The sequence below is a fragment of the Streptomyces sp. NBC_00536 genome, from assembly GCF_036346295.1.
Classification (GTDB): domain Bacteria; phylum Actinomycetota; class Actinomycetes; order Streptomycetales; family Streptomycetaceae; genus Streptomyces.
Genome location: NZ_CP107819.1, coordinates 8,482,905 through 8,505,742 on the forward strand (window position 1 = coordinate 8,482,905; position 22,838 = coordinate 8,505,742).

A 22,838-nucleotide genomic window follows, 5' to 3' on the forward strand; every position below is an offset into this window, starting at 1 on the left:
GACTTTGAAAACGCCCCTGGGTGGGGATCCTACGTAACCCCGGTCTGCCCGTATATAGATGCAGGGGCTGAACCGAATGGTTCAGCCCCTGCATCTATACGATGAGTAACTGCTGGCGACAGGCGTTCAGCAGCAGTTTTCGCTTAACCTCTTAACCTCCTTAGGGTCAGGAGGTTAAGTCAGTCTGCTTCCACAGTGGGTGAGGAACCAGGAAAGTCGGGAGGGAGACCCTCTGGGGCAACCTCTCCTGAAACCAAACCGGAAAGGTAGTCGGTCAGATTCCCGCTGAACTCGCACCAGTCGTCGTTGGCCCCCCTTACGACGATGGTCCACTGGTCAGGGTCATCGCCTGAAGTCCGCCAGTAGAAGCCATCCCCATCGCATGAACTTCCCCAGCAGATGAGACCGTCTTGTTCCGGGTGTGGAACGTACCCGCGCGCCCTTCCTTGGTTCCGGAGTTCACCCACTTCGCGCGTACCATTTCGGACGCCCTTAATGAAGTACTGCTCCTCTCCAGCTTTCGGGATGAGTACAGCGAGAAATTCATCCAGCGTGAATGGCGGATACTTTCGAGCTAGATCCAAGTAGTCCGAAGGTAGCCTCGTGTCAAGATCTCGGAAGACTTGCTGCCAATCGATCTCGCCGATTGATCCGGACGACTGAATGAAAGATAGTGCCGGTAGCACTCTCTCAAGCCTTTGCAAACTCAACAGACCGCCGCCTTTCCAGGTCGATTGCCGATCTTAACAGAGAATAGCTGCCCGGCTTCGGTCGCTGCATCCATGCGGATCGCTGTTGGGAGGTTACTCCGGCCGTCGGCGTACTCGAGTTGCCCCGAATACAGCACCTTCCGTCCGGCTGCCAGCTCATCCGCCATCCTGGACTCACATTTCTCCATGACGGGAAAATTCATATCCCGAACGCCGGTGAACATGTTTTCCTTCACCCAGTCGCCATGGAATCGGTCCCCAATGATGTGGGAGCGATTGAAAACCCATTCGCCGTTCCGATCCTTCACCCCGAGGTATCCCGGCGGGTTCCACTTGCCCTTCCGAGGACTGCGGGAGTTGGGTGGCTTAAGGTCGCCTGGGCACATTAGAGCTCGCGCACCCGTGGGTGCTCCATCTACGAGCGGTTGATAATCGTAGCGCTCGCTCCTGGGTCGGCTGCAGGGGTCATCGTCGCCATTTCCGTTTCCGGTAAGCCCGGTTCCTGCGTTGACGCTGCCCTGGAGTGCGGTCACCTGGTCAGGGGTGAGCTGATTATTGCCTTGGAGAATTCGGAGAATATCCGCAGCTCCATACACGGAATCCCACCCGCCGCCGAGCGTCCAAGTCGCATTGCCGACCGCAGCTCCGTCGACTGTGGCCTGGTGCGTCGGTGCCGGAACGGCGTGCGAGCCCTTGTTCGGGTTCTGGATGATCGGAGGCGCAGGCAGGACGTGGCGCGGGTACTCGCGGGTGCGCGTGTTGCACCTGGTGTAGCAGCGTCCGCCTCCTCCGCCTCCTCCTCCGCCTCCCCTGGACCCACTAGCCGCTTCTCCTATCGCCTCGTAGTTGTCACCGCGACTGGGAGCTGTGCCAACTCCGCACAACCAGTGGTTACAGGAGGCGCCGAAGTGGCCAGGGCTCCAACCCCACCGGCCGTCATCCTGAGTTCGAGCATACTGCTGGGCCCAGTAGGAGTAACTCGTCGTGGGGCGCGAGATCATTCCGAGCAGACCCAGGAGACCGCCGCCACGGAAGCCGGGGCCGGGTCGGCCGGGCGGGCTGAGTCGAATGGGCGGCCGAACGGGCGGTCGAACGGGCTCTACATACGAATCGCTGGGGCGGTCGAGAATCATGCGATGCCCCGACGGGTCCGTGCCGTTCAGGGGGCTGGCGTTGGCGTATGTGTAGCGGTTTGCCTGGGCTGATGGGTTCGGGTCCAGTTGCCAGGTGTCGCGGCTGGTGAAGCTGCCGGTGCCCGGTTGGTACCAGCGGGCTGCCATGTTCACTTCGCCGCTGGTGGGGTCGGTCCAGCCCGACTGGTAGCCGACGTTGGGGTTGGTTCCGCTGGTTGAGGTGGTCTTGCCGAAGGGGTCGTAGGCGCGGGAGCCACTGACGGCGGTCCCGTCGGGGCCCAGGCTGGCGACGAGGTCGGAGTGCTGGTTGGTGACGGCGAGGCGGGCCGTGTCGGCCTGGCCTGTGGTGGCGGTGGCCAGGAGGGCGCCGCCGGTGCTGCGGGTGTAGGTGGTGGTGGCGTCGGTGACCAGGTTGTTGGATCCGCCGTCGTAGGTGAAGGCGTTTCCGTTGTGGGTCAGGACGCGGTCGAGGCTGTCGTATGTGAAGTTGCTGGTCCCGTTGGTGACGGTGCGCTCGAAGGCGTCCGACTGGGTCTGGCGGGTGTTGTTGGCGTCAGCGGTGTCCGTGATCGTCTTCTCGGTACCGCTGGCGCTGTACGCGTAGTTCTCGGTACCCCAGGTCTCCAAGCGGTTTCGGGAGTCGTAGGTGCCGGTGATGCTGCCGCGTTTGGTGAGGTTTCCGGCCTTGTCCCACTCGTAGGGAACGTTGGTGGTGCCGTCGTTCCATGAGGTCAGGCGGCCGGCGAGGTCGTAGGAGTAGGTGTTTGCGGCTGCCCCGGTCGTGCCGGTGGTGGTCTTCTTCAGCATCTGGTCGGCGAGGTCGTAGTCGTAGGCCTGGCCTTGGACGTCGCCTCCGGACGCGTTGGTGACGGCGTCCTTGGTGAGGCGTCCGAGGCTGTCGTAGGTGTAGGCCCGCTTGGCGGTGACCTGGTACTGGTCGCCGTTCTTACGGGCGTACTGCTCCTGGCTGGGACGGCCTGCCGCGTCGAAGTCGCTCCAGATTCCCGAACCCGTCAGCGGGTCGATGGTGGAGTCGAGGCGGCCGGCCGTGTCATAGGTGAAGACCGTGGTGCCTGCCGCGTCCTTGCGCGAGGTCATTGATCCGTCGGCGTCGTAGGCGTAGACGGAGTTGCCCGAAGGGCCGCCGGAGGACAGCAGTTGTCCGCGGTCGTTGTAGGTGTAGGTGTTGTCCGAGAGAACGCCGCCTCCGCCGGAGCCGGTCATGCGTCCGGCCAGGTCGTAGGAGAGCGTGCGGGGCCGCGTGGTCACGGCCGTGCCGGTGCCGGTCTCGTTGGTGAGGCGGCCGAGGGCATCGTAGGTGCGTTGGCGCTTGACCCCGCCGGGCAGCTGTTCGGTGACCGCCTGCCCTGCGGCGTCGTACACCGTGGTCCAGGTGCGGACGTCCGTGGTCCAGTGCTGGGTGGTAGCGGGTTCGATGGTCGACTCCGGCAGACCCCACGGGGTGAAGGCGTAGTACGTCGCCTTGCCGCGGCCGTCGGTGAGACGCGTGCGGTTGCCCGCTGCGTCGTAGCCGAAGGTGGTGGTGATGGAGTCCGACGCGCTGACGGGCTCGGTCTGGCTGGTCATCCGGCCGAGCGCGTCGTAGGCGTAGGTCCGCCGCGCGCCGGTAGCCGAGAGCGAAGCCGTCGTGTTGCCGTCGGCGTCGTATTCGGAGGAGGCCGTACGCAGCGGGGTGCTGCCGGTGCCGTAGTCGGTGATGGCGGTGGGCTTGCCGAGTGCGTTGTACGCCGTCGTGGTCTTGCGGCCGGTGGCGTCGGTGGTCTCGGTCGTGCGGCCGATGCCGTCGTAGGCCGACTTGGTGATGCCTCCCATGGGGTTGGTGACCGTTATGGCTTCGCCCGCGGTGTTGTGTGTGACCGAGGTCTTGCGGCCGCCGGGAGTGGTGGAGGCGACCTGGTTGTTCGCGTCGTCCCAGGTGTAGCGGGAGACCAGGTTCTGCAGGAGGGGCTTGCGTTCGACGGTGGTCGCGGTCAGTTGGCGGCCGAGTTCGTCGTAGGTGGATTCGGTGCGGGCTCCGGTCGGGTCGGTGGCCGAGAGGGGCAGGCCGGTCGGGGTCCAGGTGTAGGTGCTGACGCCGCCGCCCGACAATGCCGTGTTGGTGTTGTTGAAGGTGGTAGCTCCCGGGGTCTGCAGCGCTGTTCCGGTGCCGTCGAGTGAGGGATCCGTCTTGCGGACGAGGTTGCCCAGTTGGTCGTAGGCGAAGTACGTCGCACGGCCCAGCGGGTCCGTGGTCGAGGCCCGCCGACCGAGCTGGTCGTACGTCGTGCGAGCGACGGCGGTGATCTTCGCTCCGCCCGCGGGGGTGTAGTCCGGAAGCGTGACGGCCGTGGGACGTCCCAGCTTGTCGGTCTCGGTACGGGTCGTCATGCCGCGTGCGTCGCGCGCTTCGGTGGCTTCGCCGAAGGTGTTGTAGCCGGTGAGGGTCTTGGGCGTGACCGTGCCTGCTGCCGCGCCGTTCTCCTCGGCCTGTACCTGGGGTGCGGTCTGCTCGACGAGACGGCCGAGATCGTCGTAGCGGCTGGCGCTGGTGTTACCGCGCGGGGTGGTCTCGGTCAGCGGGAGTCCGCGCTGGTCGAAGGTCGTGGTGGTGGTGCGCGTATCGGTGCCGTCCGTGGTGGTCGACTTCGTGGGATTGCCCGCCGTGTCGTACGCCGTGCTGATGGTCAGCTTCTTGTCGGAGCCGTCGATCGACTGCGTCGCTTCGATGACCCGGTCGTCACCGTCGTAGGTCGCGGTCGTGACCCGGTTGAGGCCGTTGGGGTCGAAGACCGTGCGTATGGTGCGCCCCGTGGCGTCGACCGTGTGGGTCGCCGTGGCACGGCCGCCGCCGGTCGTCTGGCTGCTGAGGTTGCCTGCGCCGTCGTAGCCGTTGCTTTCCAGAACGACATCGCGCTTGGTTCCGTCGGCCTGGGTGAGGCCCTTCGCCGTCACCGTGGCCTTGAGGCCGTCGTCGAAGTAAGTGAACGCGGTGGTCGCGCCCATGGCGTCCGTGGTGGAGGCGAGGCGGCCCGCCGGGTCGTAGGCGTGGGAGACCAGCACCAGGTCGTGGATCTGACCGGACGGATCGCCCGTCCAGTCCTTCAGGACCGACTCGGCCAGGTTGCCGCGCTTGGTGAAGGAGTGGGTGACGACGTTGCCCGCGGCATCCGTCTCCCCCACGACACGGCCCACCGGGTCGTGAGTGAAGATGCTCTCGTTGCCGGCCGGGTCGATCACGCTCTCATTGAGGCCGTGCGTGTCGTACCGGTACGTCGTCGTCCGCGTCGCGTCCCCGCCCGTCGTGTCCTGGGTGGACTCGGTGAGCAGCAGACCGTCCGCGTCGTAGGTGCGGTTGATCTGAGCGGTGTGGGTGACGCCGGTGGCCTCGTTCCTGATGCCGGGGCCGGTCTGCGAGGAGATGTGGGACATGGCGTTGTAGACGGAGGTCGTGGTCACACCCGCGGGCGTGCTGTCGGAGGTCTGGGTCTCGGACAGCTTGCGGCCCATGCCGTCGTACGTGTAGATGGTGACGAGGCCGGACGGGGCGGTCGACTTCGCCAGGTCACCGTTGGCGAAGTAGGCGTACACGGTGGTCGCGCCACCCGTGCTCTTCTTCGTCGCGACCAGGCCTGCGGGCGTCGTGCCTCCGCCCACTGCGGCTTCGGCACCCGTGGTGTAGGTCGTGCCGGAGGTGCGGCCGTCGGCGAGGGTCACGGTGTCGGGCAGGCCGAGCGCCGTGTACGACGTGGTGGTCCGGAAGCGGTTGTCGCCCGCTCCGGTGGAGCGCCCGTCCCGGATGGCCGTCGGCTTGCCGTTCCTGGGGTCCAGGGGGTCGGCGGGGTTGGAATAGTAGTCGGCGAACGCGGTCCAGCAGGAGTTGCTGTCCCGGCAGGTGGTCGTCGAGACGGTGTTGCCGCGCTCGTCGTGGCCGGTGACCGCGGAGTGGCCGTTGGGGTCGGTGACCGTGTGGAGGAAGCCGCCGGTGTCGTAGGCGTACGTCGTCACACCGCCGTCGGCGTTGGTCGAGGCGGTGCGACGCTGCCCCCGCACGGCGTCGTAGGTGGTGCTGGTCTTGACACCCATGGGGTCGGTGACGGTCACGGTCGAGGCGAGGGAAGAGCCTGACGCGCGGGTGCGGGCGTTGTAGTGCTTGGCGATCTGCTCACCCGTGAGGGGAGTCGAGTAGACGGCGACCTCGTCCATCTGACCGGTGAAGTAGCTGAGGTCACCGGGAGAGGCGGGCCAGAACTTGGTGTAGCCGGCTCCTATGTAGGTGTACTTGCTGGTCTGGTGCTGGACGGGTGCATTGGAGGCCTGGGCGACCTGGGTGCCGTCCAGGTAGAGGGTCTGCGTCGATCCCTGGGCGGTGATCGCCGCATGGTGCCACTGGTCGTCGGTCACTGTGGCGGCCGAGGCGTTGGTGGGCGTGACCCCGGCGGTGAAGTATTGGCCGTGGAGTTTGTTGTCGGACCCGACGTAGAGCACGGGCGCCCAGGTACCCGACGCTTCTGGCAGGGGCCGGTCCTGGTTGCTGAGGAGCACACCCGGCTTCGCGGTCTTGAACCAGAGTTCGACCGAGAGGTCGGTGTCGGGAATGATCCCGGCGCCGGGGAGCTGGGCGTAGCCGTCCCCCTTGAATTCGGCTGCCGTACGGTCCCCGATGCCGAACGCGCCGGTGGTGGCGAGAGCAGCCTTGGTGTAGGTGCCGTCGCCCGCCGTTGCCGCGATCTTGTTGCGGACGACGGTGCCGCCCGTCTCGTCAAGCTGCCAGTAGCTGACCGGGGCGTCGGCCATCACAGCGCCCTGATACTCGCCGCCGCTTCCGGCGACCAAGCGGGTACGGGCCTTGTAGTGGTCGGCGACCGTTCCGGCGTCCAGTTCCTTGCTGTAGAAGGCGGCTTCGTCGAGCTGACCGGCGAAGTACCGTGTGCCCTCCGGCTGACCGTCCCAGGCGGCACTGGAGTATCCGCCGCCGAGGTAGGCCTGGACCACGGTCTGCGGTGTGACAGCGCCAGCCTGGAATCCGACTTTCGCGCCGTCCAGGTACATGGTCTGGCCTGCGGCGGCGCCGGTGAGCACCACGTGGTGCCAGGTGTTGTCCGTCACCGGGGCACTGCTGGTGATCGAGTTGCCCTTGACGCCGCGCCACAGTTCACCGCGGAGCTTGCCGTCGGCGCCGATGAGCAGGCTGGGATTCCACTGCGTGGGGGTGTTGCCGAGGTCCGCGTTCTGCAGCCCGAGGAGCACTCCGCCTGGCTTGTCGGTGCGGAACCACAGCTCGACCGCCAGGGCCGTCGCGCCGCCAATGGTCTCAGCGGGCACGTCCACCGCGCCCCTGGCACCGTCCAGGGTGACCGAGCCGTCGTCTCCGTCCATGAACGTGCCGACGGAACCGAGGGTGACGCCGTCATGGTAGGAGCCGTTGCCGCCGCTGGATATCTCATCGGCTGCCGCAGCGCCGCTGCTGTCGCCGAGGCGCCAGTAGTTGACGGGGCTGCTCGCCTGTACGGCCGAGGCGTAGGCCTGTGAGCCCGCGGAGTAGCGGGGTGCGGAGATCTGCCAGGTGCCGCCCGACGCGTCGGTGACCTGGGTGGCTCGTTCGGTGTCACTGTCGTACGTGATCTGGGCGCCGGTGCGTCCGGAGGGAAGGGTGAACTTGGTGAGCTTGGAGGTGCCGGTACGCGCGTCGTAGTGAGCGCGGACCGTGCTGGCGTCCAGGGCCTGGTGGTAGACGGCGACGTCGTCCATGCTGCCGTTGAAGTAGCGGACCCCCTGGGTGGTGTTGCCGTCCCATGCCACGCTGGAGTAGCCGGCGCCCAGGTACGCGAACGTCTTCGTGGTGTGGTCGACCGTCCCGGTGCGGGAGCCGACGCTCTGGCCGTCGAGGTAGAGGGTCTCGCTGGTGCCACTGCTCGTGAGGACCGCATGGTGCCACGCGTCGTCGGTGACGACGGCCGTCGAGGTCAGCGGGTTCTTCCATTCGCCGGCCAGTTCGAAGCCGCCGCGGAGCTTGCCGGCCGTGTCGATGAGCAGGGCCGGATTCCACTTGTTCGGTTGTTCGTCGGTGATCCGCTTGTCCTGGAATCCGACGAGGACGCCGGGCTTGGCCGTCTTGAACCAGAGTTCTACGGTCAGGACCTTGGAGGAGGACAGGGTGGCTTCCGGGATCTCCACGTGGGAGTTCGTACCATTGAACGAGGCGGCCTTGTTGCCCGTCCCGTTCAGGACACCCGCACTGCCGAGTACGACGTCACGGTAGCGGCCCGCGTTCAGGCCGGTAGGTGAGACCGCCTCGCTTTCAGCGCTCCCGCCCTCGCTCTCGTTGAGCCGCCAGTAAGAGACCGGATTGGCGTCGAGCACCGTGCTGCGGTACTGCGAACCGGCGGTGTACTCGTACACCGAGCACGCGGTGGTCGACGTGGGCGGGCAGACCTTCGTCAACCGGCCATTGTTGTAGGCGTAGGTCCAGGTGAGGGCCGGGGCCTGCGGGCCGATGGCATCGGTGGAGACGGAGCTGACATGCCCGACGCTCCAGGTGAAGGTGAGCGCCCGCTTCGACAGCGCGTCCGTCGCCTTCGTCAGCAGATCACCGGTGTAGGTGAGGAGCTGTTCCCGGCCGTGACCGTCCTTGATCTTCGTCAGCAGGCCCGCGCTGTCGAAGGTGAAGAGGGACGCGCTCGCATCCCGCAGTGTCCATCCGCCGCCCGCGATCGAGGTCAGGGTGCCCGTCGAACCGGAGGGGGCGCTGTAGGTGCCGTCCGTGTTGCGCCCGAAGCGGACCTGGCTGCCGTTGGCGAGGGTGATGACCACGTTTCCATCGGCCTCGGCCTTGGCGCGCATGTCCCAGCGGGTGGCCCAGCCGGCGCCGAAGGCGTTGGCCTGCCGGGGATCCTGAGAGTTGTAGGTGCGCGTGACCGCGAGCTCAGGGCCGACCACGGGCACAGCGGCGTCGGTCGCGGCGGTAGCGTAATTACCGGCGCGCTCGCCGAAACTACGGCCGCTGTCGGTGCCTCCCAGGTGCGAGGTGATCACCGGCTGCGGGACCTGGGTGGTCAGCAGCGACGGCTGAGTGCGGGCCGACTGCGCCTGTCCGTCGTTGGCGTACCCGTACCATGCGTACGTCTTGGACCAGGTCAGCCACCCGGCGGGCACCGCCCAGCTCTGCGAGGGGCCGGGAGAGGACTGGCGGCAGTTCTTGCGCGTGTCCTTGCCCTCGACCTCGCACACCTCGAACTGATATGTCAGGGCACCGGGGAAGCGGTCCTTGTCAGCCGCGGCGATCCACAGCGTGGGAGTGAGGGTGTCGCTGAGGGAACCGCTCGGCGGAACCGCACCGGTCAGGTAGGGCGGGATGTTCACCGCCTCGACCTTGATGGCTGCTCCGGGGACGCCCTGGGAGGCGAAAGAGTTGACCCCGTACTCATCCATCGTCCACGCGATCGTGTACGTCCCGGGGGCGAGCGGCGCGATCTTCGCGTCAAGAGTGACGGAACCGCCCGGGGGTACGTCGTTCGGCATGTCCGTCCAGCGGACCTTGCTCCATTCGGTGGCGTTGAGCAGTTTGTTGTTGGCGTCGTAGAGGTCGTAGCGCAGCTTGAAGTTGCTGTTCTTCGCCCAGGTCTGCTGGCCCTGATTGGTGACCGTGACCTTGAAAGTGCCTTCGGAGGTGGCCGTCATCGGCTGGACGAAGCCGCCCAACTGGTACGCCGCCCCGTACTTCGTCCACGTCACGTCCAGGCTCGGGGCGCCATTGGGGTAGTCGTCCGAGCCGAACTGCTTCCAGCCCGTCGAGTCCGTGACCGACGCCTTGACGGCCAGGCCGTAGTTCGGCTTGCGGCCGTGGGTCCAGTCATCGACCAGCTGACGGCCCGCGGAGCCGAGCGGGATACCCTCCCAGGCTGCTGCGCACGACCAGGTGTTCGTACCGGCCGGGCGCCAGCCGTGGGCGAAGCTCTTGGAACCCAGAGCCGCCCCGGTCGCCGGCCCGGGGTAGGAGGAGGTGGTGGATTCCGACCAGTCCGAGGTGACCTCGTGGACCGTCACCGGGTTCGGGGTACACGACCCTGACCAAGAGTTGTACAGCGCCAGGTTCGCGCTGATCACGTACCCGTTCTTGAGGTCGCCAGTGTTCATCCCGTCGAAGCGCAAGAAGCCCGCGGCCTTGTGGGACCCGCCGTCGTACGTACCGGCCTTGATGACGGTGTCGCTGGCGAAGTTCTGGTTGTACGGGTACTCCACGTAGGTGCCGGACGTACTCTTCACACCGGTCGCCGAGGGGTCCACCTTCACGGGGAATACACGCTCAGGAGCGGACAGCCAGTCCTTGTCCAGGGAGACCACCAGGACCTGGCGTCCGCCCGAGTTCTCGAGCGTGTACGTCACTCCGGAGGAGATGACGCCCTCGTTGGAGGTCTCGCCGCGGTGGGAGTCCTCCATCCAGCCCGCGGGCATCCAGCCCTGCTGCTTGCCCGCAGCATCCGTGAACGCGATCCCGCCCAGCCCGTCCAGCTTCGCGGTCAGGCCGTTCAGCGCCAGGGGGAAGCGCCACTGTGTGGGAGCCGACTTGTCCTTGAGGAGCAGCGTCTCCTTGATGGAGTCACTGCCCGCTATCAGCTCCAGGTCGGAAGACTGCCTCACTTCCGGGTAGGTGATGACGCTCCCGTCGACCCTTCCCAGAGAATGGGAGGCGCCTTCGACCCCGTAGCCGAGGGACGCCGTGTCGCTCACGCCGAGGCGGGCGACCGTCTCCGCATCTGCGTACTCGGAGAAGTGCACTGCTTCCGCCGTGGACTGGGGCTCCCAGCCCGAATCGGAGACGCTCATCGTCCGCGTACCACTGGCGGGCTTACCAGGCTTATCCAGCCGCGTGTCGATCTCGTTCCATTTCCCTTCGCGGGAAAGGAAGTTGACGGGATCATTGTAGAAGCGAGTCGTCAGCGTGCCGTCCTGATTGACGAACGTGCGCGCACGCTCCGAGCGCTTCTCGGGCACCTCCTTGCTCGCCTTGGAGTCGAATCCCTTCGGCGCGGGAGCTTCGGGCGCCGGGATCGGTTTGGTCGGCACCGAAGGGACATGAGGTTCGACGCCAAGCTTGAGCCGGGACGCGGCCGCGTCCAGTGTGAGCTCACCGGGTGCCTTCAACGCACCGCTGCCTCCACCGGCCGCGGCAGCCTCGGTCGCGCCCCCGGCGGCATCGTGACCGCGCCCCCGAGCCGTGCCCCAAGCTTGCTCGGGTCTGCCACCAGGGCCAGGCCCGGGTCTGGATTCGGCCCAGCGAGCCACTGCCAGGGCGGCCTGCTCCGTACAGGCCAGGACGGCCACCAGGAACGCCACGAAGAACACGAGCGGACGCAAGATACGCAAGGAAAGCCCCCACCAAGAACGATCAAGAGGAGGACATTCCTATCTAGGCAGTGGATCGCTGCACAAGAGTTACACAGGATCCCCATAGGAGCGCGCTGACGCCTGATCAACCACCCAGAACCCATGATGGGGATATAAAGTCCGAGTAAATGGCGATCAGTCAGGTAGTAAGTCAAGGCCGCATCCGCCGGGAATGTGAGAAAGGTCATTCATGTCGGACTCGCTTTCGGGCCGCCCTGGATAGTTTTTTCAGACGCAGCAGAGTCGAAGACGGTTCCACCTCATCACCCCCGCGAGAAGTGGGGACCGATCTGCAGAGCCGACGACCTGAAGCGAAGGAAGGTGCGTGACGATATTGGACATGGCTCGCGAGGTGCACCGCTGACCCGAAGGGGTAACCCCGCTGCCGCGTCGGCGCGGAGCGGTCACGACGTGGCCAGCCACATCGCGGCAGCAGCCCGCCCCCCATCAGCCCCGTCCGGGCGGTGCGCTCGCCTCATGCAGGGTCCGGATCGACGGCGGGGGTACGGTCCGCGCGTATGGCGGGCCCGGAATGGGGCATCCGTCGCCCGCCACGTACCGGCCCTCCTCCGCTGCTGGCTGTCTTTCACCTCCCGGACTGCCCGCGGTCGGCGGCGGCGCTGGCCACGCATGCCATGTGGCGGATGCCGGTCTGAACCTCAGCTGTCCGGCGAGCAGTACCTGCCCTGGTGAACAGCAAGGTCAGGCGTTGACGGGAGTCTGCACGGGAATCTCGGTGTCTGAGTTGCGCGCAGCGGCAGGGGCAGCCTTGTCGATGGACTTGGACCGCCGGGTGCGGGGCCGCGGCGTCGGCTCGGTGGCACCGATCTCGGTCAGCTCGGCAGGGGAGCAGCCTGCCGCCGCCACGGCATAGGCCTTCCCGTACGGGACTTCGGTCTCGGCGAACTCGCTCTGCGAGCGGATCCGGGTGGCAAGGAGTTCCGCGAGCGGGGTGCGAAGTGCCGTTCGAGTGCGCTTGGTTGCGACAGCTCGGCAGACCACGCGCGTCAAAGCGACGGTCTCCCGGTGAACGAGCGCGACGGACCAATTGTCGTGCCGCTGGGGGACGTGGCGCCGTGTGCGGCGCGTCGCCTGATCTGCCGCGTCGAGTTCAGTACTCTGGACCCTCCAGGCCAGGGACGGCCTGGAGGCGAGCGATCCGCCCGGGCGGAGGCGCAGATGTCTCAAGGGTGTGATGCCCAGTCCCGCAACAAGCGTTTCTCGGCGTCCGTGCGTAACTTCCTCCACGGCTGCCGCCCGGGGGGCAGCCGGAGCAGGAACCCTATGCCGCACACGACCGACCAGCGGATCAGCAAGGAACTCGCGCGCCTTCTGTACCTGGGACGAATCCAGACAAAGAGCAGCCGTCCGACTCTAGATCCCACCGACTGCGGACAACTCGCCTTCCAGGCCATCCTCTTCGAGTGTCTGATGAGCACCCGTGAGCACCCGCACCTATTCGAGCAGCCGGGTAAGAGCGCGATGGCCAGCATCAGCGGATATCTGAACGCCATCTGCCACCAGCCCGGCCACCTGGAGATCCACACCAACACCGCCTGCCGCATCGCGAGCCGAATCCTGCCCTTCCTCCACGAAGACCACGGAGTGTGCGGGATCCCCGGCCTCCGAATGATCGACTACAACTGCCGACGGGTACGCCTGATCCACCTCTCCACAGGCGGACGCCTCGACCTTGTAGACGCGCACCGATGGCGCGGCATGGATATCGCCCGCATGATCTTCCGGCAGGAGACCAGCTGGCATCAGGAAGAAGGGCGTTCCCCGCTGTGGCGGCACGACGCTCTGACCAACGAAGAAGCCGCGCACTGTGAATGCTGGGGGTACACCGCAAGCACCCCGCTGCGCAGCGCACTCCTGATGCGCTCCATGCCACTGTGGTACCGCTTCGACCTCAGCCCTGCTTGGGTCACTGGTCACCCCACCCGCCCGCACCGGCTCGTCTGGGACGCCCGCTCCGACACTGAACACGATCAGGTGGTCGAGCTGCTGACGCGTTCCGCGGCCCGCATCCCGGCAGCCGTCTATCACGAGAAAACGCCTTCCTCAGGGACACTTCAGCTTGGCTCCGGCAGCGCCCAGCTGATCAGCAACTGCTAAACCCCCGGCCATCGGCGTCCGGCTGGTCGGGCTGACGATACCGGGGCGGGGGGTGGTGCTGGTGGCGGTGATGGGCGGCGCTCGGGTGGAGCGGCTGCGCCTGGTCGAGGCGGTCGCGGCGTTGCTTCTGGTTCACGACCCACACCCCAGTCCGGTGCGGTCCGCTCGGTGTGCGTCATCGGCCGAATTGATCACTTCCGAGACGCACGGCAAGATCGTTTGCCAGGATGGGCCGGCGGCTCGAACGAGCTGTTCCCCTTCACCGGAAGGCCTACCTTGAGCACCTCCCTCAAAGAGACCCTGCTCGCGGCACTCGACCAGCTCGGCGCGGACACGTCCAGCTACCAGCTCGACGACCGGAGCAGCATCGCTCTGAGCTTCGACGACGTCGGTGACATCTTCTTCGACCCCCAGCCGAACGAGCGTGTCTGGCTGTGGGGCCTGCTTGACGACATGGACAAGAACGCCCGTGACGCACTCGCCGCACCCCTCCTCTCGGAGCTCGTACGACCAGTGCGTCACTGGGAATCCGGAGCACTTGTGCTGCGCCAAGACGGGAGGGTCGGTGGCCTCCTCCACCCTGACGTCATCGCTGACGCTGCCCAACTCTCCGCAGCACTGAAGGACTTCCACGAGACCCTCGGCCGGCTGAAGTCGCTCAGGTAGTACGACATCTACTGAGCTTGTCCTACCTTCCAAGCGTGGGTCTGAGGCGGTCATTCGTAAGATCGTCGGGCCCGGGGGTTCTGGGTATGGCTATGAGCTTGTGGAAGTTGCGGCGAGTGAACTGCTCTCTGGAGATGAGATCGGATTGCTCCGGCGAGCACTCCTGGAGTGGTCGGGTCCGGCCAGGTGCAGCGATCAGCTTGCTGTCGGTCCGAGGCAAGGGCCTGCGGGGCGATGACGTAGCCGCCTTCATGGAGGGCCACGGGACCGGGGTACGCGCCCGCCTGATCACGTACGACCCGGACGGGTACCGCTCGAAGCTCACCGGGTGGAAGGACGCCACCCCGGTGGGCGCAGCCCTGACCAAAGCGTCCCTCGTCGGCTGGACGTGGAGGGGCGGCAAGAAGTTCGCCCACGGCACGAAGCTGTGCGTCGAGTTCAACGTCGTGCAGGGGGAGCCGTGCGCGGTCATCCACCGCTAGGGAACCGTTCCTTGTCGCCCTGGGGATCTTTGGAGTGAACGGAGCGCGACTGTGCCGGACCGGGGCATACGCTGATCGTTCCGCGCCTGCGGTAGCCCTCTCAGATTGAATGGAGTGTCAGCGTGGCCTACTCCCAGGATCTCCTGACGGAACTGAACGTACCGGAGGATGCGTTCGCTGCCATGGTGGACAGGGACCGAGACCTCAACCAGCTCTACAAGGAGTACCGGGCCAAGGAGCGTGAGGTGAGCGCGGCCGAGAGCAACGGAGCGGCCGACGGCGAGGTCGCCAGGCTTCGCAGGGAACGTCTCCTGATCAAGACCAAGATCGAGGAGATGGTCCGCCCGTCCCTGCCGGAAGGCGCCTGACCCACAGCAGAATCGCGGGCCGCCACCCGGTAGAGGGTGGCGGCCGCCCGCCACCACACGCTGCTCCCTGCCGGGAGGAGATCGCACATCGCGCAGGCGAGCGGGGCGTCCGCATGCGTCTGCGGGATCACGAGGCGGCCCCGAGAGGAACCTCAGCGATGTGAGTCCACGTGATGCGCGCGCCGTCGTGTCGCTCGGACACCAGCACTGCCTTCTCCGCGCGCAGGGTCACCGGTCCCGGTCCGTGATCGCTCAACCACACTTTCATTAGAGTGGGGTTGGCCTTAGCGGCCGAACTGGGGCCGTATGCGATCGACATGTGAGGGGCGTGCTGTTCGGGGATGAGCGGCCACCGCTTCGGGGCCACCGCCTCGAATGCCGCCGTGGCAATCTCCCAGAGGCGTCGCGATGGCGCGCCGGGCCGTCCCGCCATCTCCAGGGCGACTTTGCCCACGGACGGGCGGGAAAGCTCGATATCGAACGGAGGTACCGAGGCGGCCCCGGCCCGTAACAGCTCGATGACCCTGGCGATCTCCTCGGGCGTGTACTGATCGTCGGGGCCGGCGTGAAGGAGCGTAAGGTGCGCCCACGCTGCGGGTACCGGCTCCAGGCCGGGCATCGTGACGAGCTCCCGATACGGTGTAGGCCCGCATTCGGAATGGCCCGCTCCGCTGCGGTGACCTGGGCTTTATCCGCCGTCTCATTCGAGGGACGCGGCATTTCTGTCTCACGATCTTGTCCTTTGTACTGTCCGGCTCACAGAGTGGTGTGCATCGTGAAGTTGCGTCACGGGTGTGGCGTGAGGGGCGGGCGAGATACTCGCGCTGGTCGTTGGCCGGTGTCCACGGTGAAGATCGTCTGGCTTGTTGGCTGGAAGCTTTGGCGGGTTCTGCTGCGCCGACCGCCGTGTCGCTCTTACGGTCCGTGACCGGGCCGGCACGCCGGGAGAGTAGGAGCTGGAACGGATCACAGCTCGCCGGAGTGAACTGGACGCGCTCACCGAGGAGCTGGCCAAGCAGCTCAGCGAAATCCAGGCCGAGCGGGAGGAACTGGTGGTCGCCGAGAGGGGGCCGGCTGGTATACGTCTCCGCGGTCAGACCCGGGCGGACCTCGGAGATCACCGCCTGCCGTCACGACAAGCTCACGCAGAAGTTGCGGGCGGCCGGCCTCGGAGCGATCGCCGACCTGGGATTCGTCGGACTTGGCGACAGCGGCCCGGCATCGACCCGGCGGTGAACATAGGCTACAAGGCCGCCCGGAACCGGCCTCTGGCGCGAGGGCAGAAGCTGTCCAACAAGGCATTGGCGGCCGTCCGGGCACCGGTCGGGCACGGGGTTGCCCACCTGAAGAACTGGCACGTCCCCGGCAAGTGTGCACCGACCCGACGTGGGCGACCGTGCTGGCGAGGGCCGTGCTGGTCACCGGACTCGCAACCAAGGAGGGAACGCCTGCGTTGCAGCCTCTGGAGCAAGGTCAGGAGTCCGGGGCCGATGTGTGTAGCAGTCGCCTGCGGTCAGGAGTGCGTGGCGGGTACCACCCAGCTCGGCCGCCGGACGTGCGTGCCGACCCAGAGCACCCAAACACATCGGGCTGTCGCAAGCGCGCGACGCCACCGTGGGTATGCACCGCCACCCCCGCTAGTGTCACGGAAAGCGACGGTTCGACTACACTTGGTATATGATTGGGCTCAGCGTCGCACTGATACCCGACCATGCGCGTAGGACAGTTTCGTTGTGTCGGCAGACTGTGGAGAGAGGGTGATGGGATGGGCACGGTCACGCCCTCGCGGGAGGACGTTGCCGCGGCGGTTGCCCTGGTGGACCAGGTTGACCTCAAGCCGATCAACCGCAAGCTGCAGGATGACGACCCGGAAACATGGACCGTGGAGGCCCTCGCCGAGGCCGAGCAGAGGTACCGCCGGTTCCTGGTGCTGAACCTGCTGCACCCGCACACCACGCTCTCCGTCGACCACGCGCTCGACGAATACTGGCACCAGCACATCCTGGACACGCGCAAATACGCCGAGGACTGCCAGCTCCTCTTCGGTTACTTCCTTCACCACGACCCGTACTTCGGTCTCGACAAGGATGGCGACGAGTGGCTGGAGAACGTTGCGATGTTCTCGGCAACACAGGACCTCTACGAGGAAGCATTCGGGGAGCCGTACTCGACGAAGAAGCGGCTCACCATCGACAAGGCGGTCGGCGGCGCCGGATCCACCGTCGATCCGGGGCGGGTTTACGCGTTTCCGCAGGCATGTAAAAGCGGGCAGCACTGCAACAAGATCATCAGTCCGGAAAGCTTCGACCCGGACATCCCGGACCTGCCGCGGAAGCCGATCACGCCCCTGTCGCTCGAGGAGCCGGGCGAGTAGACCGGCCACGAGCTTGGAAGGAAAAGACGCTGGACCGCCGACCTGTCATCTTCCTTGGTCCCTCGTTGCCCCGCTCGGTAGCCGAGCAGGTGCTCTCAGAGGCCGACTACCGACCGCCGATCCGGCGCGGTGACCTGGATGCTGTCGCGTCGGGGACGCTTGTCGGCATCATCGACGGCGTTTTCGCCGACGTGCTGGCGATCAGCCCGGGCGAGATCCGTGCCGCCCTCTCCCGCGGGGTGGTGGTCTTGGGAGCGGCCAGCATGGGCGCGCTGCGCGCCACCGAGATCCCGGCGGTGGTAGGCATCGGCCGGATCCACGAGATGTACCGCGACGGGGTGATCGAACGGGACGACGAGGTCGCGGTCCTGTTCGAGGAGGAAACGTACCGGGCGCTGACCGTGCCGCTGGTCAATGTCCGGTACGCGGTCGGACGCCTGGTGCGCACCGGCACCCTCGCCCCTCGTGCCGGCGACGACATCGTGGCGGCGGCCCAGATGTTGCACTTTACGGACCGGACATACGAGGCGATCTTCGATGCTCCGTCGCTGGCCGCCAAGGCCGACGCGGGCGAGACCATCGCTTTGCTGCGGCGGTTCGACCTCAAGCGGGAAGACGCCCAGCTGCTGCTTGAGTATGTGGCCGCCGGGCAGGTGCCGCGGGCCGTCCGCGCCGAGACCGGCGAGCTCGTCGTCGCCGACGCGCCCACGTACGAGACGACGAGGGTACGGGACCGCGAAGCCGCCGACGCGCGCCTGCACGTGTGGGAGAGCGGCGACGCAGTGTCCTTCGCCGACCTCGTGCAGTTCCTGAAGGTGACCGGGCGGTTCGACGCCATGGCCCGTGCTGCGCTGCTGCGTCTGACGGCGGGCGGCGGACGGCTGTCGCTGTCGCTTTCGCCGGACGCGCTGGCCGACGGCGCGCGGGATCCGGCGCAGTCGCTGCTCGATTTCGTGCGGCTGCAGTGGGGCTGGGAATCGCCCGAGGAGACGCACGTGACCATGGGCGACCTCGGGCTGGGGCTGGAGGACGTGTCGGACTCGCTGCACGCCGAAGTCACGGTGGCCCGGCTGGTGGCGGCGGTCGGCAGGCACCCCACGGCAGCGATGAGTAAGGCGCTGCGGACTGGTCTGTGGATTGACGACCTCGCGCTCAAGCGGGAGGTCCTCCGGCTGGGTGCGGTCCGCCACTTCGCCCGCCAGGCGGCCGCTCACGGCGAGCCGACCGCCGCGGAGTACGAAGAGGCGCGGCGGTGCATCACCCGGTTGCGTCCGGCAGTGTCCTGGCCGCAGGCGAGCTCGGACCTCGGTGTGCTCGGCGTTTCCCGCACCGCGCTCGACGGTGCTGCACGAGAGCTCGCGCTGGCTCGGCGTGCGACCGCACCGCTGGTCGAGGTCTTGGAACGCCCGGAAGTCCCGGTCTGCCTGGCGGGGCCGTGGAGCGGTCTGGGGATCGGGCTGGTGCCGACCCCGAAGGCGAGTGGATCTCGCCGGTTCTCCTGCGACCCGGACAAAGTCCGCGTCATCGCTGACGATATTGCCCGGCAGTTGGGCGTGGTGCGCGTCGGCATGGTCGGAGAGCTGACCACGCTGGGCGTACATATCGCCCAGGCGTTCGCGCAGCGCAGCGGCTGGTCGGCGAGCTTCGCGAGCGGTAAGGCGGAGACGGTCGACGCCGCGAAGACGGGCGCCATCATGGAGGAAGCGGAGATTCAGGCGCAGGACGCTTTCCGTCCGCCGACGGCGCTACGGGCCTCTTATGAGCGCGCGGTGGCAGAAGGCGCCACAGTCGTGGCGCCGGACCAGCTGGGGCTGCCTTTCGACAGCCGGTGGACCTCTCAGGCTGAGCTGGAGTGGGCGGAGACGGTCGATTTGGTCAGCGGGCGGACGGTGCTGGTCCCGACCGCTGTCCTGGTCGGTGGCAGGCTGCCGGGGGACATCCTCTACTCGCCGCGGCTGGGAGGAAAGGTCTTTTCCTCCAATGGTCTGGGATCCGGCTTTAGCCTGGCGGAGGCGGCCACCCACGCGGTCGCCGAGTTGGTTGAGCGGCACGCCACCCGCCTCGCCGAGCTGGAGATCGACAACCCGGGCGGAGTCGGCTGCCGGGAGTTCCGGTTCCTTGACCTTGAGTCCCTGCCGGATGTTCCGCGCCGGATCGTGACCAAGTACGAGCGTGGCGGGATGAGTGTGCGCCTGCTCGATATCACCTCCGAGGTTCGGGTGCCGACGTTCTACGCCCGGGTGTTCGAGGACCCCTTCTCGGGTGGGCGCAGCACGGTGTCCGACGGGTTCGCGACTCATCCGGACCCCGAGGTCGCAGCGACGATGGCGCTTCTGGAGGCCGCGCAAACCAAGGCCGGATACATCGCCGGAGGTCGGGAGGACTACTCGCTGCAGGCGCGGAGCCTCGGCCGCCACGAGCGGCCGCGAACCGGGCGTCTTGCCGCGCATGCGTTCTGGTTCGGCAACGACCGGCCGACCCAGGGCTTCGACGCAGTCACTGGGTACGTGGTGGACGACATTCTCGACGAGCTGCGATGGATGGTGGGCGCCATCGAGGCCGCTGGCTTTGGCCAGGTCCTCCTCGTGGACCTCACGGTCGACAAGATCGCACCGGCGTACGCCGTACGGGCCGTGATCCCTGGCTCGGAGACGACGAACCCGCTCTGCACCGGCGACCGCGGGCGCGTCACCTGTATCCGGGACCTGTTGCCCAGGGGGAGACGATGACCGCTCCGGCGGCGGTGGTCTGGGACATGACCTACGCATGCCCGCTGCGCTGCGAGCACTGTTACTCCGAGTCCGGCCGTCGCCCCTCGCGACAGTTGAGCTGGCCCGACCTCGCCCGGGTGGTCGACGCCCTGGTCGAACTGAACCCGCGCACCGTAGTGCTGTCGGGCGGTGAGCCGCTGGTGGTGCCGGAGATCTTCCAAGTGGCTGAGCGGCTGCGGAGCGGCGGCGTGTCGGTTCATCTGTACACGTCCGGCTGGCATCTCCCCGACCGGAGCGTGGCCGCGGTTGTGGAGGTGATGTCCAACGTCACAGTCAGCATCGACGGGGCGATCGCCGCGACGCACGACCGGCTGCGCGGCCGGGCCGGATCGTTCGACCGTGCCGTGGACGCCGCCGCGCGCCTGTCCGCCGCGGCGGCCGGGCAGCCTGAGCTGGCGGTCGGCGTGGACTACACGGTGACGCGGTCGAACTTCGACGAGATGCCGGATTTCTGCCGCCTGGTGGCCATGCGACTTCCGTCCCTGGACTACGTGTTCTTCGGCGCGGCGATGCCGATCGGACTCGCCAGCCGCGAAGGCTTCGTCGCCCATGAGATCGTGACATCCCGGCAACTCATGCTGCTCCGGGATGAGTCCTACGCAGACATGCTGCGAGCCCACGGACCGGCCGACCTCGTGGTGAGCGACAACGAGATGTTCCAGATGCGCCCAGACCGGCTCGTCCGGGGCGAGATCCCGGCGATGCAGGTGGAGCCCGACGGGCGGGTGCGGGCGATGCCGGTGTACGAGGGTACCGTGGGCAGCCTGTTGGACGAGCCCGGCACTACGCTGTGGCGGCGGGCGATGGCCCGCTGGACCGACCCGCGCGTCACTGGCCTGCTCGGGCCTGCACGGACGATGGAGGCATGGGCGGACGCCACCCGACAGCTCGACCTGATGTTCGGCGATGCGGACGACCAGCGGCGCATCGAGCGCCGACCAGCCTTCCCGTGAGCACTCCGCTGGTCATTTCGCCGCTGGCGAGGGTTCGCTGGGTGAGCGGGCGGCTGGAGATCTCGGCCGCTGGCCACGTCGTGACGCTATCCACCTCGGAAGCCGAAGTCCTCGCGTTGATGCACGCCTTCGCCCGACCCAGCACCGCATCTGAGGTACGGGCGCAGTTCCCCCTGATCGACGTGGATCCGCTGGTCTCGCAACTACGGTCGGCCGCCGTCCTGGTGGCGCCCGCACAGGTCGCCGCGATCGAGTCCGCACGGTGGGACGTCGACTCGTTCACGTTCCACCGCCGCTCCCGAGCAGTGGTCCGCAGCGGAGCACCGCCGGTGTCACCACCTGTCGTACCGGCCCGGCCGGAGAGCGCGGTGTTGCGGCTCGAACGGCCCACGGAGCCGATGTCGCAGAACTTGCCGTGCCTCCTGAACGCCCGCAGGTCCCGGCGGTCGTGGCCGGACGGGCTCATGCACGATCTCGGCCGCCTCCTGTGGCTCACCGCCCGCAACCGTGCTGCTGGACCCGATGTGGTCTCCCGCCCGTACCCCTCCGGCGGCGCCGCCTACAGCCTCGAGCTATATCCCGTCGTCGCGCCGGACACGGTGGCTGGCGTGCCGGCTGGGATCTACCGGTACCTGCCGGACACGCACGCACTCGAACTCATCTCACCGGACGCGCACAAGCCGGTGCTCGCCAGGGCAGCGGCGGCTGCGGGTGCCGAGCGGGCACCCGTCGCGATCGTGGTCACCAGCCGCTTCGAGCGGGCGAGCAGTACGTACGGCGAACTCGCCTACAGCCTGGTACTCAAGGAAGTAGGCGGGCTGTTCCAGACGTTCTACCTGGTGGCCGAGTACCTGGGCCTAGCGATGTGCGCGCTCGGCGGCGGCTGCCCGGATCATCTGTTCGCCGAGGTGATCGGAGCGGACGACCTGATCGAGCCCGTGGTCGGAGAGCTGGTCGTCGGGCCGGCTAGCCCACCACGGGCGCGCCCTCCAGGTCGAACAACTCGCGACTGACCTGGGTGGGGAAATGATCGTTGCTCGGCCGCCGCTCGAACGACTCCGCGTCGACTTCGAAGGACTCCTGGTCGAACTCGACCGAGAGGCCCCCCCTGTCGTCGAGGCGGTAGCGGTAGCGGCAGTCCAGCGCCTGCGGCTTGCGGCCGCCGCCAGGCGCCGGGAAGTCGCCGTATCCGACCTGGCGTTCAGTGACGAGCAAGGCGCCACCGTCAACCCGCATCTGGACCAGGAAGATGGTCCCCGCGAGCGGGTCGAAGTGTGTGTTCGTTGAGCTGATGTACCGGGCGAAGCCCAGGAGCCGGCCAGTGCTCAGGCGCTCGGTCATCTCATACCGGTACACCCGGACCGCGTCCAAGGTTCCAGCAGGCTCACCGGGGTGGTCGTTAGCGTCGAGGTCGAACCGGCGACCGCGCGTGATCACCGTCAAGTCGAAGTCGAATCCGTTCGTACGTTGGACGAAGTTGCTGAAAAAGGTCTGGTCTGCGTATGTCGTCTCCACACGGCCCTCGTGGGTGCGCGTGCTGATCGGCTCGGAGGTCAGAGTTCTGCCAACGAGGTTCCGCCCGATGAACTCAACCACGTCCTTGGACGCCGCACTCTGCATCGGACTCCCTTCCTGGGCCACGGGCTGTGTTCAAGAACTGTAGCCCGCGAGCATGTCGAAGCCCCTCAGGCTGAACGGGCCGTGTCGGACTCGGAAGCGCGAGCGAGGAGTTCGGACGAAGCCCAGCCATACATTGCTGTGCGACGTGAGGGCGCACGCTCTGAAGTGAGGTCCGTCTTGTGGAGAGGTTCAGGCATGACAATTCCTCCGGATTAGTGTCTCGAATTCGTCCCCGCGCTCACATGCGTCGCTGGCAACG

Annotated in this window: 12 protein-coding genes; 8 read left to right on the forward strand and 4 right to left on the reverse strand. The window is 67.0% G+C overall.

Features of this window, described 5'->3' with window-relative positions:
• Window positions 1–706: 706 nt before the first annotated feature.
• On the reverse strand, window positions 707–10,666 hold the full coding sequence (locus tag OHS33_RS36570) for a LamG-like jellyroll fold domain-containing protein (RefSeq protein ID WP_330334727.1): 9,960 nt from the start codon (window positions 10,664–10,666) through the stop codon (window positions 707–709).
• Window positions 10,667–11,929: 1,263 nt separating this feature from the next.
• Window positions 11,930–12,229, reverse strand: coding sequence for a hypothetical protein (locus tag OHS33_RS36575; protein WP_330334728.1), 300 nt, complete (start codon window positions 12,227–12,229; stop codon window positions 11,930–11,932).
• 282 nt (window positions 12,230–12,511) lie between these two features.
• Here OHS33_RS36575 and OHS33_RS36580 point away from each other — a divergent pair, with 282 nt between their 5' ends.
• The 4 genes from OHS33_RS36580 (at window position 12,512) to OHS33_RS36595 (ending at window position 14,861) form a co-directional block, all read left to right on the forward strand.
• Window positions 12,512–13,345, forward strand: coding sequence for a hypothetical protein (locus OHS33_RS36580; RefSeq protein ID WP_330334729.1), 834 nt, complete (start codon window positions 12,512–12,514; stop codon window positions 13,343–13,345).
• Window positions 13,346–13,621: 276 nt separating this feature from the next.
• Window positions 13,622–14,011, forward strand: a complete 390-nt coding sequence (locus OHS33_RS36585) for a hypothetical protein (RefSeq protein WP_330334730.1) — start codon at window positions 13,622–13,624, stop codon at window positions 14,009–14,011.
• A gap of 200 nt (window positions 14,012–14,211) precedes the next feature.
• Window positions 14,212–14,493, forward strand: coding sequence for a hypothetical protein (locus tag OHS33_RS36590; RefSeq protein WP_330334731.1), 282 nt, complete (start codon window positions 14,212–14,214; stop codon window positions 14,491–14,493).
• A 122-nt stretch (window positions 14,494–14,615) separates the two neighbouring features.
• Window positions 14,616–14,861, forward strand: coding sequence for a DUF465 domain-containing protein (locus OHS33_RS36595; protein WP_330334732.1), 246 nt, complete (start codon window positions 14,616–14,618; stop codon window positions 14,859–14,861).
• Between the two features lie 127 nt (window positions 14,862–14,988).
• Here the strand turns inward: OHS33_RS36595 and OHS33_RS36600 are convergent, their stop codons facing one another.
• Window positions 14,989–15,480 carry a 2'-5' RNA ligase family protein gene (locus OHS33_RS36600; RefSeq protein WP_330334733.1) on the reverse strand — a complete coding sequence of 164 codons (492 nt, stop codon included), beginning with the start codon at window positions 15,478–15,480 and terminating at the stop codon, window positions 14,989–14,991.
• Window positions 15,481–16,626: 1,146 nt separating this feature from the next.
• Here OHS33_RS36600 and OHS33_RS36605 point away from each other — a divergent pair.
• The 4 genes from OHS33_RS36605 to OHS33_RS36620 all read left to right on the forward strand — a co-directional run bounded on the left by OHS33_RS36605 (window position 16,627) and on the right by OHS33_RS36620 (window position 21,972).
• Entirely contained in the window at window positions 16,627–17,235 is a 609-nt protein-coding gene (locus OHS33_RS36605; protein WP_330334734.1) for a glycine-rich domain-containing protein, read from the forward strand.
• A gap of 65 nt (window positions 17,236–17,300) precedes the next feature.
• Window positions 17,301–19,964 (forward strand): YcaO-like family protein, encoded by a 2,664-nt coding sequence (locus OHS33_RS36610; protein ID WP_330334735.1) that lies wholly within the window; start codon window positions 17,301–17,303, stop codon window positions 19,962–19,964.
• Window positions 19,961–20,959: a radical SAM protein gene (locus OHS33_RS36615; protein ID WP_330334736.1), complete on the forward strand. Its 999-nt coding sequence runs from the start codon at window positions 19,961–19,963 to the stop codon at window positions 20,957–20,959. Before OHS33_RS36610 ends, OHS33_RS36615 begins: the two co-directional genes overlap by 4 nt.
• Entirely contained in the window at window positions 20,956–21,972 is a 1,017-nt protein-coding gene (locus OHS33_RS36620; protein WP_330334737.1) for a SagB family peptide dehydrogenase, read from the forward strand. Before OHS33_RS36615 ends, OHS33_RS36620 begins: the two co-directional genes overlap by 4 nt.
• On the opposite strand, the gene OHS33_RS36625 is transcribed toward OHS33_RS36620, so the two are convergent.
• Window positions 21,926–22,579 carry a hypothetical protein gene (locus tag OHS33_RS36625; RefSeq protein ID WP_330334738.1) on the reverse strand — a complete coding sequence of 218 codons (654 nt, stop codon included), beginning with the start codon at window positions 22,577–22,579 and terminating at the stop codon, window positions 21,926–21,928. The genes OHS33_RS36620 and OHS33_RS36625 overlap by 47 nt on opposite strands.
• Between the last annotated feature and the right edge of the window lie 259 nt (window positions 22,580–22,838).